Annotated in this window: 16 protein-coding genes; 6 read left to right on the top strand and 10 right to left on the bottom strand. The window is 55.8% G+C overall.

Annotated features, from left to right (window positions below; genetic code table 11):
• Positions 1-175 precede the first annotated feature (175 nt).
• The 4 genes from mepS to ABLV07_RS06005 form a co-directional block, all read right to left on the bottom strand.
• Complete coding sequence (mepS, locus tag ABLV07_RS06020) at positions 176-745, bottom strand: bifunctional murein DD-endopeptidase/murein LD-carboxypeptidase (RefSeq protein ID WP_015706124.1); 570 nt, start codon at positions 743-745, stop codon at positions 176-178.
• 426 nt (positions 746-1,171) lie between these two features.
• Positions 1,172-1,879: a phosphatase PAP2 family protein gene (locus tag ABLV07_RS06015; RefSeq protein WP_047041596.1), complete on the bottom strand. Its 708-nt coding sequence runs from the start codon at positions 1,877-1,879 to the stop codon at positions 1,172-1,174.
• A 42-nt stretch (positions 1,880-1,921) separates the two neighbouring features.
• Positions 1,922-2,899 carry a GTP-binding protein gene (locus tag ABLV07_RS06010; protein ID WP_048229090.1) on the bottom strand — a complete coding sequence of 326 codons (978 nt, stop codon included), beginning with the start codon at positions 2,897-2,899 and terminating at the stop codon, positions 1,922-1,924.
• Between the two features lie 121 nt (positions 2,900-3,020).
• Positions 3,021-4,487 carry a fructuronate reductase gene (locus ABLV07_RS06005; RefSeq protein ID WP_059476454.1) on the bottom strand — a complete coding sequence of 489 codons (1,467 nt, stop codon included), beginning with the start codon at positions 4,485-4,487 and terminating at the stop codon, positions 3,021-3,023.
• Between the two features lie 206 nt (positions 4,488-4,693).
• On the opposite strand from ABLV07_RS06005, the gene uxuA reads away from it, so the two are divergent.
• On the top strand, positions 4,694-5,884 hold the full coding sequence (gene uxuA, locus ABLV07_RS06000; RefSeq protein WP_348853352.1) for a mannonate dehydratase: 1,191 nt from the start codon (positions 4,694-4,696) through the stop codon (positions 5,882-5,884).
• Between the two features lie 252 nt (positions 5,885-6,136).
• Here uxuA and yeiP read toward each other — a convergent pair whose 3' ends face one another.
• Positions 6,137-6,709 carry an elongation factor P-like protein YeiP gene (gene yeiP / locus ABLV07_RS05995; RefSeq protein WP_015365690.1) on the bottom strand — a complete coding sequence of 191 codons (573 nt, stop codon included), beginning with the start codon at positions 6,707-6,709 and terminating at the stop codon, positions 6,137-6,139.
• Between the two features lie 205 nt (positions 6,710-6,914).
• Between yeiP and ABLV07_RS05990 the strand changes: the two genes are divergently transcribed.
• Entirely contained in the window at positions 6,915-7,169 is a 255-nt protein-coding gene (locus tag ABLV07_RS05990) for a YkgJ family cysteine cluster protein (RefSeq protein ID WP_015365691.1), read from the top strand.
• Here the strand turns inward: ABLV07_RS05990 and setB are convergent.
• Entirely contained in the window at positions 7,166-8,347 is a 1,182-nt protein-coding gene (gene setB, locus ABLV07_RS05985) for a sugar efflux transporter SetB (protein WP_015706120.1), read from the bottom strand. The two genes, ABLV07_RS05990 and setB, sit on opposite strands and share 4 nt — an antisense overlap.
• A gap of 330 nt (positions 8,348-8,677) precedes the next feature.
• Here setB and fruB point away from each other — a divergent pair, with 330 nt between their 5' ends.
• The 3 genes from fruB to fruA are packed head-to-tail and all read left to right on the top strand — an operon-like array spanning position 8,678 to position 12,458.
• Positions 8,678-9,808 carry a fused PTS fructose transporter subunit IIA/HPr protein gene (fruB, locus tag ABLV07_RS05980; protein WP_348853353.1) on the top strand — a complete coding sequence of 377 codons (1,131 nt, stop codon included), beginning with the start codon at positions 8,678-8,680 and terminating at the stop codon, positions 9,806-9,808.
• A complete protein-coding gene (fruK, locus tag ABLV07_RS05975; RefSeq protein ID WP_348853354.1) occupies positions 9,809-10,747 on the top strand; it encodes a 1-phosphofructokinase in 939 nt (312 codons plus the stop codon).
• 16 nt (positions 10,748-10,763) lie between these two features.
• Entirely contained in the window at positions 10,764-12,458 is a 1,695-nt protein-coding gene (fruA, locus tag ABLV07_RS05970) for a PTS fructose transporter subunit IIBC (protein ID WP_015365696.1), read from the top strand.
• A gap of 53 nt (positions 12,459-12,511) precedes the next feature.
• Here the strand turns inward: fruA and nfo are convergent, their stop codons facing one another.
• Together nfo and ABLV07_RS05960 are read right to left on the bottom strand one after the other, a co-directional pair.
• A complete protein-coding gene (gene nfo, locus ABLV07_RS05965; protein ID WP_032714981.1) occupies positions 12,512-13,366 on the bottom strand; it encodes a deoxyribonuclease IV in 855 nt (284 codons plus the stop codon).
• Positions 13,367-13,463: 97 nt separating this feature from the next.
• Positions 13,464-14,513: a YeiH family protein gene (locus ABLV07_RS05960; RefSeq protein WP_020078285.1), complete on the bottom strand. Its 1,050-nt coding sequence runs from the start codon at positions 14,511-14,513 to the stop codon at positions 13,464-13,466.
• A 303-nt stretch (positions 14,514-14,816) separates the two neighbouring features.
• Here ABLV07_RS05960 and yieE point away from each other — a divergent pair, with 303 nt between their 5' ends.
• A complete protein-coding gene (gene yieE, locus ABLV07_RS05955) occupies positions 14,817-15,683 on the top strand; it encodes a DNA-binding transcriptional regulator YeiE (RefSeq protein WP_015365699.1) in 867 nt (288 codons plus the stop codon).
• On the opposite strand, the gene ABLV07_RS05950 is transcribed toward yieE, so the two are convergent.
• The gene (locus ABLV07_RS05950; RefSeq protein ID WP_046883894.1) at positions 15,661-16,167 is read right to left on the bottom strand and encodes a hypothetical protein; all 507 of its coding nucleotides are present in this window, start codon (positions 16,165-16,167) and stop codon (positions 15,661-15,663) included. The two genes, yieE and ABLV07_RS05950, sit on opposite strands and share 23 nt — an antisense overlap.
• Positions 16,164-16,631, bottom strand: coding sequence for a hypothetical protein (locus ABLV07_RS05945; protein ID WP_032712047.1), 468 nt, complete (start codon positions 16,629-16,631; stop codon positions 16,164-16,166). The genes ABLV07_RS05950 and ABLV07_RS05945 overlap by 4 nt, the downstream gene beginning before the upstream one ends.
• Positions 16,632-16,656 lie beyond the last annotated feature (25 nt).

The raw sequence follows: 16,656 nt of genomic DNA, 5'->3' as shown, positions 1-16,656 counted from the left end.
GCCAATGGGATGCCTGAAGAGTATGGTTCCATTTCCTTTAAAAGACATAGCTTATAAAGACATAGCCTATTTTGCGGGGTTCACCGGCGGAGAAGCAAAAAAAAAACACTGCCGGGGCAGTGTTCTTTTCATTTCTTACCGTCAGCCAAGGGATAACTCACGGTAAGAAGAAGAATCAGGAACGACTCAGAACGCGACGCGCTTCGTTATAGCGCTTTTTCCAGTATGGCTCATCCAGGCTTGAGATGGTGACGCCGCTGCTGGTAGAGGCATGAACAAACTGGTTGTTGCCGATATAGATACCAACATGACGACCCGTAGAGCCAGCGCGGAACAGCACTAAATCGCCGGTACGCAGTTGAGTGCGCGAAATCGATTTGCCGGAATCCTGTTGCTCGGAAGTTGAGCGTGGCAGCTCCAGGCCAAATTGTTCACGGAAAGTACGCTGCACGAATGCCGAGCAATCGATCCCTTTCCGGGTGCTGCCGCCAAGGCGGTAACGCACGCCTTTCCAGCTAGCATACTGGTCCATCAAACGGGACTTCACGTCCAGGTTGCTGACCATTTTTTCAAATTCATCCTGAGAAGCTTGCAGTGATGATAAATCTCCACTACCCACAGCATGCGTCTCAGAATGCATATTCTTGGCGGTACTTGTTGAACTACACGCGGAAAGCAGAACCGCAACTGCAATCGCGGGGGCGACCCGCAAGATATATCTCAAAATCGGCTGAGATTTGACCATTATGTTTATTTTCCCTTGTTGTCCTTAACGACAATGTCGTTATAAAAAATGCCAAACGTGGTAGAGCCTAGATTCCAGAAAGCAATGAGACAATTCCTTAAGCCTAAAAATGTGGAGTACCGCACAAATTTATTTGGATGATGAATTGTGTTGCTTGGGAAGGCAAAACGAGAAAGAGATTACCCTATCAAACGTGGGATGGCGAGCGGTTTTGCGCGATTTCTTATAAGTATTTTTGCGACCAAAAGTGAATCATCGGCAAAGGGGAAAATAGCGCCTTTTTTGGCTGAAAAATATGCAATATCTTCATTTCAATGATGATTAATGTGACAGGAAGATGATGTCGCGAATAAATCATCAGCAAATATAAAAAAAGGGGTCAGAACGACCCCTTATGGATAATATTAATAAAATGTAAAAATGATCTTAATTTTTTGCTATTCCACCCGGAAGCGAACGGTCAAACCAGGCGATGGCCTTATCGGAAAGCGAGGTCATTAATACCCATGGCGCGCCAATCAGCACCGCGCTGAGTGAACCTACGGCAATATCGGTGAACCAATGGGCGCCGATCATCACTCGCGGGAAAGCAAAAACCACAAAAATAATCAGTGAAATGGTAAATGCCCGGCGGCCGAAATATCGCCACATAAACGAGGCGAAAATGAGCAGCATCATGCCATGGTCGCCCGGGAAGCTATCTTTTGAAGCGTCTTTGGTGGGCAGTGAGACCACGTCGCTGACTTTCGTAATATCCGTAAAGAACAGCGAAGGGCTAGCGCGTTTTACCGGCATCAGATGCTGGGCAAGTTGATTGATAATTACCGCTGCGAGCAACATCACCAGCCCCATAATGATTATGCGGCGGCGCTCAGCGCTCTGCGCTTTGATCCAGAAACTGAGCATCAGGCAGCCCATCGCCAGCAGCGAGCAGGCGTCGAACGCGCGATTGTTGATAATGGCTAACAGCCAGGCATACGCGCGATTGGTGCTGACGCCCTGGTTAAAGAAGTGAAAAATAGCCGAGTCAAGCGGGAACCAGAAACCGTGATTTGCCGGTAGATACCAGGAACAAAATAAGGCTACGCCCGCGACGTTCAGCAGCAAGATAAGGGGAATACGGTTTTTAGTCATAACAGATGCGATTTTTTTAAACAGCGGCCAAACATAGCCGCATTAACTTAAACGAAGCTTCAACAGCGAGGACTGCAGGGCATTCCAGTCAACGTCTGATTCACAAATCAGTTCGATGCGGCTATCCGGCGGCGGCGCGTTTTGGGTTTCGATATGCAGATCGAGTCCCTGGCGGTTGATACGCACCAGACCCTCGGCAATTCGCATCACGCCTTTCACCCGGCCAACCGGCGCCAGACGCGCCCATTCCAGCAACCCAACGGTGTCAAATTGGGTATCAGCATCAAAAATCCAGCCGCAGGCATGGTATCCCTGACCACTGTTAACGCTGCGACGCCAGCGTTGATGTGCCGGCAAATTTAACGCCGCCAGACCCTGCTTTTGCCCGTGACTATGCACGTGGTCCGGGCTTGCCGGCAGCGGGGCGGTGTTACGGCGCGGGAGATCCAGCAGCGCGAGCTCGATGTTACCCTGGGTGGCGTTCACCTGCAGGCGCTCGCCCCCGTACTGTTGCCACCAGTTGGCAAAAGCGGCCTCGCTTTCCGGCGTCGCCCGATCGCTTTTATTGGCGACGATGATATCGGCTGCGGCCAGCTGATCGCGGAAATTATCATTGGCCACGATCTTTTCCTCCAACAGCTGGCGCGGATCGAGAATGCACAGCGTCGCGCGCAGATCGATCCACGGCTCGTAGACCGCAGCGGTGAGGATATCAAGGATCTGCCTGGGATGACCCAGTCCGGTTGGTTCAATCAGCAGACGATCGGGCTTTCCCTGGCGCAACAGCGTATTGAGCCCAACCTGCATTGGCAGACCGTTGACGCAGCACATGCAGCCGCCGGGGATCTCTTTTAGCAACGCGCCGCTTTCCGCCAGCAGGGCGCCGTCGATGCCGACTTCGCCGAACTCGTTGACCAGCACGGCCCATTTTTCATTTGCAGGCTTGTGGGCCAGTAAATGAAGAATCGAGGTTGTTTTGCCGCTGCCGAGAAAGCCCGTGATCAGGTTAGTTTTGGTCACATCCCCTCCAGCATAGAAATGTAATGTTGTAACAGTTGAGACTATCCTGACGAAAAAAGGGGAAAAAGAGAAGGGTTACTGCGGACAGAAAAACATTCTGTCCGCTAAACAGCAGAAATTGTTAACTATGCAGAGCGTTAGCCACGGCCTGGCGGGAGCCGAATGTTGTCAGTTGCTGCCAGGCTGAAGTGATTTCAGCAACAAACTGCGGGTTGCCCGGCAGATCTTTGCCAAATATCTCTTCCAGGCCAAGCAGGGCGCTGACGCGTTCCTCTTGCTGGCTGGCGTCAACCAACCGTTTGATTTTGTCGACTAGCGGGTCGCGCACGTCAATGGCTTGCCCGGCGTCGTCGACGCCGCTTACGTAACGCATCCAGCCCGCCACGCCCAGCGCCAGCAGTGGCCAGCGGCTGTCGTTTGCCAGATGAACGCGTATACTATCGAGCATCCGCTGCGGCAGCTTTTGGCTGCCGTCCATGGCTATTTGCCAGGTGCGATGTTTTAACGCCGGATTGGCGAAGCGCGTTATCAGGCTGTCGGCATAGGCAACTAAATCCACACCGGTGATAGATAGCGTTGGCGCTTGTTCATCAAGCATCAGGCGACGGGCGGCATGGCGGAAAACATCGTCCTTTATGCAGTCGCTAACGTGCGCATGCCCCGCCAGGTAGCCCAGCCAGGCGAGGAAGGAGTGGCTACCGTTGAGCATGCGCAGTTTCATTTGTTCCCACGGCAGGACGTCGCGGGTCATCTGTACGCCCGCGGTTTCCCAGGCTGGACGCCCGGCGACAAAATTGTCTTCCACCACCCATTGAATAAACGGTTCGCAGCTGATGGCGCAGGGATCTTCAACGCCCAGCACGGAGGCAATCTCAGCCAGAGATTCTTCGGTGGCGGCTGGCACGATGCGGTCAACCATGGTGCCGGGAAAGCTGACATGTTCAGCAATCCAGTTGGCCAGCTCCTGACTACGTTTCTCAGCCATGCCGAGGACGGCGTTTTTCACGACGTGACCATTGTCGGGAATATTGTCGCAGGAGAGTACGGTAAAGGGAGCGAGTCCGCGTTCGCGGCGGCGATTGAGCGCTTCAACTAAAATACCGGGAGCCGACTGCGGCAGCGTCGGGTTTTCCAGATCGTGAACGATGCGCGGCTGGGTTGGGTCCAGTTTACCGGTGGCCGGATCGATGCAATAACCTTTCTCAGTAATCGTCAGCGAAACGATAGCCACCTGCGGTTCGCAAAATTTTTCGATAATTGCTGCCAGCGAATCAAGTTTGGCGTTCAGGCATTCATGTACTGCGCCAACCACGATCGGTTGGTTACCCTCAGCGCCTTTTTCCAGCACCGTAAACAGGTGGTCTTGCGCACGCAGTTGGCTCATCAGCTTATCGCCGCTGAACAGGCTGATTTCACAAATTCCCCAGTCGCCGCCGCTGGCGTTAAGCACCCGGTCGGTTAGCAGCGCCTGATGCGCACGGTGAAATGCGCCAAAACCAAGGTGCACGATACGCGAGCGCAATTGGCGGCGATCGTATTGCGGAAGTTGCACGCCTGCTGGCAGCGCGGCGGTAGCGATAGTTGTCATTTTTATACACCTGATTAACCAATGATTAACATGAGGTAGTGTAAAGTTATATGACAACAATTTAAATTGGTAAGCCGAATTTATCCGCTTAGTGTGAGCTGGATCAATCAATGCTACGGGGGAAATTGACCATTCAGCAGAAGCATGTATGGTAGTCGTCATGATGTTCCACATTATTGGTATAACAACTTAAAGAGGGCATTGCGATGGAGCAAACCTGGCGTTGGTATGGACCTAACGATCCGGTATCGCTTGATGATGTGCGCCAGGCGGGCGCCACGGGTGTCGTGACCGCGTTGCATCATATTCCGAATGGCCAGGTCTGGCCGGTAGAAGAGATCCAACAGCGTTTAGCGCTACTGACGGAAAAAGGCCTGAGCTGGTCGGTTGTTGAGAGTATCCCGGTGCACGAGGATATCAAAACTCACAGCGGGCAATATGAGAAGTGGATTGCCAACTATCAGCAGAGCATCCGCAATCTGGCGGCCTGCGGTATTGATACCGTGTGCTATAACTTCATGCCGATTCTGGACTGGACGCGTACCGATCTGGAATATCAGCTGGCTGATGGCTCCAAAGCGCTGCGTTTTGACCAGATTGCTTTCGCCGCTTTTGAACTGCACATCCTTAAACGCCCGGGCGCCGAAGCTGACTATAGCGCTGAAGAACAGCAGCAAGCGGACGTTTACTTTAAGGCGATGAGCGCGGCGGATATCGACAAGCTGACCCGCAATATCATCGCTGGTCTGCCGGGAGCGGAAGAGGGCTATACCCTCGATCAGTTCCGCGCACGTCTGGCGGAGTATGACCATATCGATAAAGCGCAATTGCGTGAGAACATGGCTTACTTCCTGCGGGCGATTGTGCCGGTGTGCGAAGAAGTCGGCGTGCGCCTGGCGGTTCACCCGGACGATCCGCCGCGTCCGATCCTCGGCCTGCCGCGTATCGTGTCGACTATCGAAGATATGCAGTGGTTGAAAGAGACGGTGGACAGCATTTATAACGGCTTTACCATGTGTACCGGATCCTACGGCGTGCGTGCCGATAACGATCTGGTGAAGATGGTGGAAACCTTCGGCGATCGTATCCACTTTACCCATTTGCGTTCTACCTGCCGTGAAGAGAATCCTAAAACCTTCCACGAGGCGGCGCACCTGAACGGTGACGTCAATATGGTGGCGGTGGTTGATGCGATTTTGAGTGAAGAGCTGCGTCGTAAGAAAGCCGGCGATCTGCGCCCGATCCCGTTCCGTCCGGATCATGGGCATCAAATGCTTGACGATCTGCGTAAGAAAACCAACCCCGGTTATTCGGCGATTGGCCGTCTGAAAAGCATGGCGGAAGTGCGCGGCGTTGAGCTGGCGCTGAAGATGACCAAATACCCTGAGCTGCTGTAATCGTGGCGTGAGGGAAAGCAAAAGGACAGCCAACGGCTGTCCTTTTTTGTGCCTGATATTGGCAGCGGGTAGCCTGGATAAGGCGCGCAGCGCCGCCATCCGGGACATTCCCCGGCCTGCGCTACGCTTAGCCGGGCTACCGAACTACCGAACGTCGCGGGTTGTGTAGCCCGGATAAGGCGCGCAGCGCCGCTATCCGGGAAGAGTCCGGCCTGCGTGACGCTGGGCCTGGCAACCGTCAGAGGCGGGAGGTTAGTCCGCGCGGCCCATATAGCGGCACTCTTCGATATGAATGCGGATTTTCTCGCCGCTGGTCAGGTATTCCGGAACCTGAATCACCAACCCGGTGCTCATGGTGGCCGGTTTGGTGCGCGAACTGGCGGAAGCGCCTTTGATTCCCGGCGCGGTTTCTACGATTTCCAGGTCAACGGTTTGCGGCAGCTCCAGCGCCAGCAGCTGGCCATCCCAGGTCAAAACCTGCATATCCGGCATGCCGCCTTCCGGGATAAACTGCAGCTCTTCTTCGATCTGCTCTTTGGTGAAGGTATACGGGGTATAGTCTTCTTTATCCATGAACACGTATTCGTTGCCATCGACGTAGGAGAAGTCAACGAAACGACGGGTCAGGGTAACGGTATCAACGATGTCGTCGCCCTTAAAACGTTCTTCTACTTTCAGGCCGGTACGCACGTCGGAAAAACGCATTTTATACAGCGTTGCTGCGCCACGGGCGCTTGGCGACTGAATATCAATATTTTTAACAATCAGCAGTTTGCCGTTGTAATTCAGCACCATACCTTTTTTAATTTCATTCGCTCTTGGCATTGCAGTAATCCTGTCACTTAAAGGGTCAAAAATATCGCGTAAAACTACTCGCGCCGGGCCTTTCAGGCAAGCGGAATTCGCGACTTTTGCTATCTCCTGGCAAATCTTCGATCGGCGCTGCTGAAAAAGCCGTGTCGCCAGCTTCAGCTTTCCTGACGGGCGATATTTTGCTACTGTCCGCCTCCCACTCATTAAGGAGTTAGGTATGGAATGTCGCCCGGACTGCGGAGCCTGTTGCACCGCGCCGTCCATCTCAAGCCCCATTCCCGGAATGCCTGACGGCAAGCCGGCCAACACCCCATGCGTGCAGCTGGATGAACATCTGCGCTGCAAGATTTTTGCCTCGCCGCTGCGCCCTAAAGTCTGTGCAGGTTTACAGCCGGCCGCGGAAATGTGCGGCAGCACGCGTCAGCAGGCGATGGCTTATCTTATTCATCTCGAAGCGCTGACCGCGCCTTAAACGTCTTTAATCCGCCACAGGCAGCCCTGGGCGATAATTCCCATCGCCAGCGCAATCCAGAACACCGCGTGATAGCTCCAGATTTCCGCGACAACGCCCGCCAGCGAGCCGGCGATGATCCAGCCGACGCGCGTGGTATTGGTATACAGCGTGGTCGCCGCGCCCGCCTGGCCCGGCATCAGATCCTGAAAATAGAGCATACCGATACCGGCCAGGATCCCGATGTAAATCGCGTTCAGCGCCTGCATCGCCAGCAACAGAGCCGGGGTATGGACAGTCAGCATACCGACATAAAACAGCAGTCCGGCAAGCGCGGCAATGCGCATCAGCAAGCGCTTTCCAAAACGTTTCGCGTAATAACCGGCAATCAGCATGGTGGGGATTTCCAGCCCGGCGGCGGTCCCCATCATCAGCCCGGCCAGTTTCTCCGGCAGATGCAGTTCATTAATGATAAACAGCGGCATATTAATGATATAGAGGCTGTTGGTGCCCCACATTAACGTACAGATGCTGAACAGCAGCAGCGCATCGCGGCGGTTGGTGCGCGGCGCTTCAAGATGACCACCGGCGGTTTTGCTCTCTTTACGCATGCTGGGCAGGAAGAACCAGACCATCAGCGCGCAGACGATAAACGCCACGGCGGCGCTGAGATACATCACGGTAAAACCAAAACCCATCGCCAGCGCGTAGGCCAGCGGCGGGCCGATCACCCACGCCAGCGAGACCTGCGCGCGCAGAATGGAGCTGAACATCACCGCCTCGCGCCCGGTTTTGTCCGCGTGCTCGCGGGCGAGGGCGAACATTTGTGGGTTGGCGGTGGAGCCAAAACTACTGAGAAAGACGCCGACGAACAGCAGAATAAAGTAGTTGCGGTTCCAGGCGAACAGCACGCAGGCCAGCACCCCCAGCAGGCAGCAGGCGACAATCAGCTGCTTGCGATCGCCTTTACGATCGGAACGCCCGGCAAGAAACTGACTTACCAGAATGCCGATGACCGCGCTGCCGGTAAAAAAGAAGCCGACCATTGCCGGGCGCACGTGCACCTCATTGGTCAGAAACAGGCTCAGGGTCGGGGTTTGTAAGGCTCCGGCGATCCCCGTCAGAAAGGCGACGATAAGAAAAGCGGAGGAGGTTAAGTCGAACCCGCGGCGGGGAAGGGCGGCGCTACTGTTTTGCATGCTGGAATATCATTGGTTTCAGGAGAGGCGAAGTTTACGCCGACACCCATAAAATAAATAGTGGTATGGCACGAAAAATTAAAAAGGCGTTTCAAATTATGTTGTTCAGCAAAATGCTGAAGCCAATGGCGCATTTCACCATTAGCTTCAGCAAAAATGTGCGGTATCTCTAAATTCTGTTATCAGCCTTCGGAGTTTACTTGCGCAGTGCGCAAGAAAGGTACAGACTCATTGAAACGTTTCAGCGTCATCAGAGTATTATCCAGTCATCGGGTGGCGTATTTTTTCTCATGTTAGCTGAAACGATTCAATTCAGCGGAGAGGAGAACTATGTTCCAGTTATCTGTACAGGATATCCATCCCGGCCAGCAGGCCGCGAATAAAGAAGAGGCAATACGTCAGATTGCTGGCGCGCTGGTTAGCGCGGGTAATGTGGCTGACGGCTACGTTAACGGTATGCTTGCCCGCGAGCAGCAGACCTCCACTTTCCTCGGCAATGGCATCGCTATTCCGCACGGCACCACCGATACCCGCGACCAGGTTCTGAAAACGGGCGTACAGGTGTATCAGTTCCCGCAAGGCGTGACCTGGGGAGAAGGACAAACCGCTTATGTGGCGATCGGTATTGCCGCCAGCTCCGACGAGCACCTCGGTCTGCTGCGTCAGTTGACGCACGTCCTGAGCGACGATTCGGTGGCTGAAAAGTTGAGAACCGTCACCACCGCAGAAGAACTGCGCGCTCTGCTGATGGGCGAAAAGCAAAGCGAAGCGCTGAAGCTCGACAACGAAACGTTGAGCCTCGACGTGGTCGCCAACGATCTGCTGACGCTGCAGGCGCTGAACGCCGCGCGGCTGAAAGAGGCAGGGGCGGTAAACGCCGATTTCGTCAGCCGCACTATTAATGATGCGCCGCTCAACCTGGGCCAGGGGATCTGGTTGAACGACTGTGCGGAAGGCAACCTGCGCAGCGCCGTTGCCGTGAGTCGCGCCGCCAATGCGTTTACCGCTGACGGGCAGCCGGTGGCGCTGCTGATCACCGTCGCGATGGCCGATGAGCAGCCGACCGCGGTGCTTAATCGCCTGAGCAATCTGCTTATTGATAAAAAAGCGGAGCATCTGCTAAAAGCCGACGCCGCCACGCTGCTGGCGCTGCTGACCAGCGACGACGCCATTGCTGAAGACGTGCTGAACGCCGAGTTTGTGGTACGCAACGAGCACGGGCTGCACGCACGTCCGGGCACGATGCTGGTTAATACGATTAAACAATTCTCCAGCGACATTACCGTTACCAACCTCGATGGTTCCGGCAAGCCGGCCAATGGCCGCAGCCTGATGAAGGTCGTGGCGCTGGGTGTGAAAAAAGGTCACCGTCTGCGTTTTACCGCGCAGGGTGAAGATGCGCAACAAGCGCTGGATGCGATTGGCGAAGCGATCGCCGCAGGCCTTGGGGAGGGCGCATAAATGAGCAGACGTGTAGCAACGATTACTTTAAATCCGGCATACGACCTGGTGGGTTTCACCCCGGAAATCGAACGTGGCGAAGTGAACCTGGTACGTACTACCGGCCTGCATGCGGCAGGCAAAGGTATCAACGTGGCGAAGGTGCTGAAAGATCTTGGCATCGACGTCACCGTCGGCGGCTTCCTCGGTAAAGATAACCAGGATGGCTTCCAGCAGCTGTTTAGCGAGCTGGGTATCGCCAACCGCTTCCAGGTGGTGCAGGGGCGTACCCGTATTAACGTCAAGCTGACGGAAAAAGATGGCGAAGTGACCGATTTCAACTTCTCCGGTTTCGAAGTGACCCCGGCGGACTGGGAGCGTTTCGTTAATGATTCTCTGAGCTGGCTGGGGCAGTTCGATATGGTTTGCGTCAGCGGCAGCCTGCCGTCCGGCGTGAGTCCGGAAGCCTTTACCGACTGGATGACGCGCCTGCGCAGCCAGTGCCCGTGCATTATTTTCGATAGCAGCCGTGAAGCGCTGGTTGCAGGGCTGAAAGCCGCGCCGTGGCTGGTAAAACCAAACCGTCGCGAGCTGGAAATCTGGGCTGGCTGCAAGTTGCCGGAGATGAAAGATGTTATCGACGCCGCCCATGCGCTGCGCGAGCAAGGTATCGCCCACGTGGTGATTTCGTTAGGCGAAGAGGGCGCGCTGTGGGTTAACGCCTCCGGCGAATGGATTGCCAAACCGCCTTCAGTAGAGGTCGTCAGCACCGTCGGCGCCGGTGATTCGATGGTCGGCGGCCTGATTTACGGCCTGCTGATGCGTGAATCCAGCGAGCATACCCTGCGCCTGGCGACCGCCGTCGCCGCCCTGGCCGTCAGCCAGAGCAACGTTGGCATTACCGATCGTACCCAGTTGGCCGCAATGATGGCGCGCGTCGACTTACAACCCTTTAATTGACAGCAGGAGAGGCATAATGAAAACGCTGCTGATTATTGATGCCGGGCTTGGCCAGGCTCGCGCCTACATGGCGAAGACCCTGCTCAGCGCCGCGGCGCAGAAAGCGCACCTTGAGCTGATTGATAACCCGAACGATGCCGAACTGGCCATCGTACTGGGGACCGCGCTGCCGGCCGATAGCGCGCTGAATGGTAAAAACGTCTTTCTGGGCGATATTAACCGTGCTGTCGCCCATCCGGAGCTGTTCCTGGGTGAAGCGAAAGATCACGCTAAGCCGTACGTTGCGCCAGCGGCGGTAGCCGTTCCGGCCGCCGCCCAGGGGCAGAAACGTATTGTCGCCGTTACCGCTTGTCCGACCGGCGTAGCTCATACCTTTATGGCGGCGGAAGCCATTGAAACCGAGGCTAAAAAACGCGGCTGGTGGGTGAAAGTGGAAACCCGTGGTTCCGTGGGGGCCGGTAATGCCATTACTCCGGAAGAGGTGGAGCAGGCGGATCTGGTGATCGTCGCCGCCGATATCGAAGTCGATCTGGCGAAGTTCGCAGGTAAACCGATGTATCGCACCACCACCGGACTGGCGCTGAAGAAAACCGCGCAGGAGCTGGATAAAGCCGTTGCTGAAGCGAAGCCGTACCAGCCATCCGGCAAACCGCAGGCCTCCGGTGACGGTAAAAAAGAGTCGGCTGGCGCCTATCGTCACCTGCTGACCGGCGTCTCCTACATGCTGCCGATGGTGGTCGCGGGCGGTCTGTGTATCGCGCTGTCGTTCGCGTTCGGTATTAAAGCGTTTGAAGTGAAAGACACCATGGCGGCGGCGTTGATGCAAATCGGCGGCGGTTCAGCCTTTGCGCTGATGGTGCCGGTACTGGCAGGCTTTATCGCGTTCTCCATCGCTGACCGTCCGGGTCTGACGCCTGGTCTTATCGGCGGTATGCTGGCCGTGAGCGGCGGTTCCGGCTTCATCGGCGGTATTATCGCCGGTTTCCTTGCCGGTTATGTGGCGAAGTTAATCAGTACTAAGCTGAAACTGCCGCAGAGTATGGAAGCGTTGAAGCCGATTCTGATCATTCCACTGATTTCCAGCCTGATTGTTGGTCTGGCGATGATCTACCTGATCGGTAAACCGGTGGCGGGTATCCTGGCCTGGCTCACCCACTGGCTGCAAACCATGGGGACGGCGAACGCGGTGCTGCTCGGCGCGATCCTTGGCGGCATGATGTGTACCGATATGGGCGGCCCGGTGAACAAAGCGGCTTATGCTTTCGGTGTGGGTCTGTTGAGTACTCAAACCTACGCGCCGATGGCGGCGATTATGGCGGCCGGTATGGTGCCACCGCTGGCGCTTGGCCTGGCGACGCTGATTGCCCGCAACAAGTTCGACAAATCACAGCGTGAAGGCGGTAAAGCGGCGCTGGTTCTGGGTCTGTGCTTCATTACCGAAGGGGCGATTCCATTCGCCGCACGTGACCCGATGCGCGTACTGCCTTGCTGTATCGTTGGCGGCGCGGTGACCGGCGCTATCTCGATGGCGGTAGGCGCGAAACTGATGGCGCCGCATGGCGGTCTGTTCGTTCTGCTGATCCCAGGCGCCATCACTCCGGTGCTGGGTTATCTGCTGGCGATTATTGCCGGTACGCTGGTTGCGGGTCTCTCTTACGCGGTGCTGAAGCGCCCGGAAGCGCCGGCGGCGGAAGCTGAAAAAGCGGCGTAATATAAGCGCAATAAAAAAGGGCCGATTTGTCGGCCCTTTTTTTGTGTCTGGATTCAGGCCACTTCGGCGGTCTGCTGCGCCCGCAGCCAGGCAATTTCTTCCGCCCAGATATCCGGGTTAATGGTTTCCAGAATCAGCGGGATACCATCGAAACGGTTATCCTGCATGATCCAACGAAAAGCATCATGGCCGATATTGCCTTCACCCAGGCTATGGTGACGGTCGACGCGGCTGCCAAAAGCGCTTTTGGCATCATTCAGGTGCATGCCGCGCAGATACCGGAAGCCGACGATCCGTTCGAATTCGGCGAAGGTCTTTTCACACTCCTCCGCGCTGCGTAGGTCATAGCCGGCGGCGAAAGCGTGGCAGGTATCGATGCAGACGCCAACGCGGGATTTGTCTTCAACGCCGTCAATGATGGCGGCAAGATGCTCAAATTTAAAACCGAGGTTACTGCCCTGACCGGCGGTATTTTCGATAACCGCGGTTACGCCTTCGGTTTTCGCCAGCGCGATGTTGATGGATTCAGCGATACGCGCCAGGCATTCATCTTCCGGGATCTGCTGCAGGTGGCTGCCCGGATGGAAGTTGAGCAGCGTTAATCCCAACTGCTGGCAGCGGGTTAATTCATCGATAAACGCCTCGCGGGATTTCTCCAGCGCTTCTTCGACCGGGTGACCGAGGTTAATCAGGTAGCTGTCGTGCGGCAGGATTTGCCCCGGGCCGAAGTGATATTTTTCGCAGGCGGCTTTGAATTCGGCAATCGCTTCGTCGGTGAGCGGCGCGGCGCGCCATTGACGCTGATTTTTGGTGAACAGGGCGAAGGCGGTCGCTTCGATTTCGGCGGCGCGGATGGCGGCATTGGCCAGCCCGCCGGAGGCGCTAACGTGCGCTCCAATATATTTCATAAAAAAACTCCAGTTAAGCCGCTGGGGGGAGGGTAATGATAGCGGCTTAACCGGAGAGTTACAGCAATGAATGAATATCGACGAGAAAACTTACTGCTTAGCCAATCAGGTGGTGGATAGCGAAGTTAATCGCGCCGCCGCCAACAATCAGCCAGACGAACAGCATCAGCGCCATCAGCAGCGGCTTCGCACCGGCTTTTTTCAGTGCGCTGACGTGGGTGGTTAAGCCCAGCGCGGCCATCGCCATCGCCAGCAGTACGGTATCGAGGGTGACCAGCATATCGACGACGGCTTTCGGCAGCAGGTGGAAGGAGTTAAATACCGCCACCAGAATAAACAGAATGGCAAACCACGGAATGGTAATTTTGCTCTTTTCGCCGTTACCGGCTGGCGCCAGTTGTTTCACACGAGCAGCAATGAACAGCAGGAACGGAGCCAGCATCATCACGCGCAGCATTTTGGCGATAACCGCCGCATTTTCGGCGTCCGGGCTAACCGCATGACCGGCGGCGACCACCTGAGCGACTTCATGCATGGTGGAGCCCATATAGATGCCGTAGGCTTCCGGAGTGAACCAGTGCGCCAGCAGCGGGTACATCGCCGGGTAGAGGAAGATAGCGATAGTACCGAAGATAACCACTGTCGCCACGGCGACCGTCACTTTACTGGCTTCGGCTTTGACGACCGGCTCGGTGGCCAGGACCGCCGCGGCGCCGCAGATGCTGCTACCGGCGCCGATAAGCCAGCTGGTATGTTTATCGAGCCCGAAAACCTTCTGCCCGAGGAAACAGGCGATAAAGAAAGTGCTGGACAGCGTCAGTACGTCAATCAGGATCCCGCTGACGCCGACGTCAGCAATCTGGGCAAACGTCAGACGAAAACCATAAAGAATGATCCCCAGGCGCAGCAGATACTGCTTGGCGAAAATCACCCCGCCGTCGCAGGACTGCCAAATTTTGGGATAAACGGTGTTACCGACCACCATGCCGAACAAAATAGCCAGCGTCAGCGCGCTGAAGCCCGCGCCGGCGATAGCAGGGAAACTGCCTGCCCACAGGGCGGCGCCGGTCAACGCGGCGGTCAGCGCCAGGCCTGGGACGAAATGCCACAGGGTGCGATGTTTAGTGGGTAAAGTGAGTGCTGTCATAACCTTCTCCTTTGTCTGGGCAAAGAATACGACTGGCTGGTTTAAAAATAAAATTGATTATATATTTATAATCTATCGGAATAAGTGATAAACCCTTCATCCTTCGCGCTGCAGATGTGTTGGCTGCGTTTACTCACCCCAGTCACTTACTGATGTAAGCTCCTGGGGACTCGCTCACTTGCCGCCTTTCTGCAGCACGAATGATTTTGGGTTATACCCTTCATCCTTCAGGCCACAGCCCTGCTGATTTATGTCACCATAGCGTTGACGGTTATCCAGCTTGGGCTAATACACAGGTGAGTTATGCATATCACGCTACGGCAACTGGAAGTTTTTGCTGAGGTTTTGAAAAGCGGGTCAACGACGCAGGCGTCACAGATGCTGGCGCTGTCGCAGTCGGCAGTGAGCGCGGCGTTAACCGACCTGGAGGGGCAACTCGGCGTTCAGCTGTTTGACCGCGTCGGTAAACGGCTGGTGGTCAACGAGCATGGCCGCTTGCTCTACCCGCGGGCGCTGGCGCTGCTGGAGCGCGCCGGAGAGATAGAACAGCTGTTTCGCGGCGATAATGGCGCGATCCGCGTTTATGCCAGTAGCACCATCGGCAACTATATTCTGCCGGAAATCATCGCCCGCTACCGCCGCGACTTCCCCGAACTGCCGCTGGAGCTGAGCGTCGGCAACAGCCAGGATGTGATTAATGCGGTCAGCGATTTGCGCGTCGATATTGGCCTGATTGAAGGGCCGTGCCACGCGGCGGATATTATCGCCGAGCCGTGGATTGAAGATGAACTGGTGGTGTTCGCCGCCCCTGATTCGCCATTCCTCGAAGGCGAATTGACGCTGCAACGGCTGGCGGAAGCGCAGTGGATCCTGCGCGAGCATGGCTCTGGCACGCGGGAGATCGTCGACTACGTGCTGTTGTCGCATCTGCCCGCATTTCAACTGGGCATGGAGCTTGGCAACTCGGAGGCGATTAAACATGCGGTCCGCCACGGACTAGGCATCAGCTGCCTGTCGCGGCGAGTCATTGCCGAGCAGCTGGAGGCCGGAACGCTAGTGGAGCTCAAGCTGCCGCTGCCGCGCCTGACGCGCACGTTGTGGCGTATTCGCCATCGGCAAAAACACGTTTCCAAGGCGCTGCAGCGCTTTATCCGTTACTGCGAGGTGTAGCGGTATCCCTTATTGGCGCGTAGCCGTGCTGCACGCAGATCTCCGGGGTTCTGGCATAATGCCAGCTGCCCATGGGAACGGGTTCCCAGCAGCGAATATAGCGCGGCGAGCCGTATACCATAAAATGTAAGGTAAAAATGGCGCTGTTGATGACGATCAGCAGCGCCAGCGTAAATCCGGCGATAGCGGTCAGCAGGCGATTTTCATAACTTCCATCGACGGTTTTACCACGCAGCACTCTGCCCATCCGCCAGGCGAATGAAAAAAAGAGCAGCGCGGAGCCGGTAAAATTGGCCTTCAGTAAGGAAACGGAGGCGAAGTCCGGCCAACCGCGTAATTTCAGTAATGGCAGATAGTCGGTTGCTAAATAGAGCGCGTAAACCCCTAGCGCCGGAAAAATAAGCCATGCGTTTAGCTGTTGCCAGATTCGCTGTGCGCGAGTGGCCTGCGGTTCGGCGTTAGCAACTTTTGCTGGTTTCTTCACGGGGTATTCTCCCTATTAGCAATGGGGGAGGGGATTTGCACCCTTTTGTCGAAATGGTCGCACCAGTCGCTATTCCACACGTACATATAAATGGTGTGTTTGCTGTATTGCTTGCATACGCCGTACTGCGGGTTATCCCGATAGTGGTCCATCGTGCGCCAGTCCAGCCAGGCGAAAGCCGCAATATAGATAAGAGAAAAGGCGCAGAAGACTTTGCATAGCCGAACCATCAGCCGCTTTTTCACTCCGACGCCCGCCAGTAGCCCCAGCAGCCCCGCAATCGCAAGAGGAAGCGCGCCGACAAGAAAAGTCTCCCTGTTATCGGTCAGGTAATTCGGCAGCCGCAACCAGTGTTCCAGCACCGTGATACTGGCGTACAGGCCAATAACGAATAGATACAGGCAGAAAATCGCCAGTAGCAGAAAGGCATCGGGGGCCAGGCTGCGACGAGTGGGGGAAACCATAAGCTGACTCCTTCAGCATTGTGAC

The sequence above is a fragment of the Klebsiella sp. CN_Kp097 genome (genome assembly GCF_040064495.1).
Taxonomy (GTDB): domain Bacteria; phylum Pseudomonadota; class Gammaproteobacteria; order Enterobacterales; family Enterobacteriaceae; genus Klebsiella; species Klebsiella aerogenes.
Note: the sequence above shows the minus strand (reverse complement) of the source record. Positions and strands in the feature narration are given on the sequence as shown.

Excerpts from the sequence above, each read along its gene's own strand:
- mepS (WP_015706124.1), bottom strand. The coding sequence starts at position 745 with ATGGTCAAATCTCAGCCGATTTTGAGATATATCTTGCGGGTCGCCCCC.
- ABLV07_RS05960 (WP_020078285.1), bottom strand. The coding sequence starts at position 14,513 with ATGACAGCACTCACTTTACCCACTAAACATCGCACCCTGTGGCATTTC.
- fruB (WP_348853353.1), top strand. The coding sequence starts at position 8,678 with ATGTTCCAGTTATCTGTACAGGATATCCATCCCGGCCAGCAGGCCGCG.
- nfo (WP_032714981.1), bottom strand. The coding sequence starts at position 13,366 with ATGAAATATATTGGAGCGCACGTTAGCGCCTCCGGCGGGCTGGCCAAT.
- uxuA (WP_348853352.1), top strand. The coding sequence starts at position 4,694 with ATGGAGCAAACCTGGCGTTGGTATGGACCTAACGATCCGGTATCGCTT.
- yieE (WP_015365699.1), top strand. The coding sequence starts at position 14,817 with ATGCATATCACGCTACGGCAACTGGAAGTTTTTGCTGAGGTTTTGAAA.
- setB (WP_015706120.1), bottom strand. The coding sequence starts at position 8,347 with ATGCAAAACAGTAGCGCCGCCCTTCCCCGCCGCGGGTTCGACTTAACC.
- fruK (WP_348853354.1), top strand. The coding sequence starts at position 9,809 with ATGAGCAGACGTGTAGCAACGATTACTTTAAATCCGGCATACGACCTG.
- fruA (WP_015365696.1), top strand. The coding sequence starts at position 10,764 with ATGAAAACGCTGCTGATTATTGATGCCGGGCTTGGCCAGGCTCGCGCC.
- ABLV07_RS05990 (WP_015365691.1), top strand. The coding sequence starts at position 6,915 with ATGGAATGTCGCCCGGACTGCGGAGCCTGTTGCACCGCGCCGTCCATC.
- ABLV07_RS06015 (WP_047041596.1), bottom strand. The coding sequence starts at position 1,879 with ATGACTAAAAACCGTATTCCCCTTATCTTGCTGCTGAACGTCGCGGGC.
- ABLV07_RS05945 (WP_032712047.1), bottom strand. The coding sequence starts at position 16,631 with ATGGTTTCCCCCACTCGTCGCAGCCTGGCCCCCGATGCCTTTCTGCTA.
- ABLV07_RS06005 (WP_059476454.1), bottom strand. The coding sequence starts at position 4,487 with ATGACAACTATCGCTACCGCCGCGCTGCCAGCAGGCGTGCAACTTCCG.
- yeiP (WP_015365690.1), bottom strand. The coding sequence starts at position 6,709 with ATGCCAAGAGCGAATGAAATTAAAAAAGGTATGGTGCTGAATTACAAC.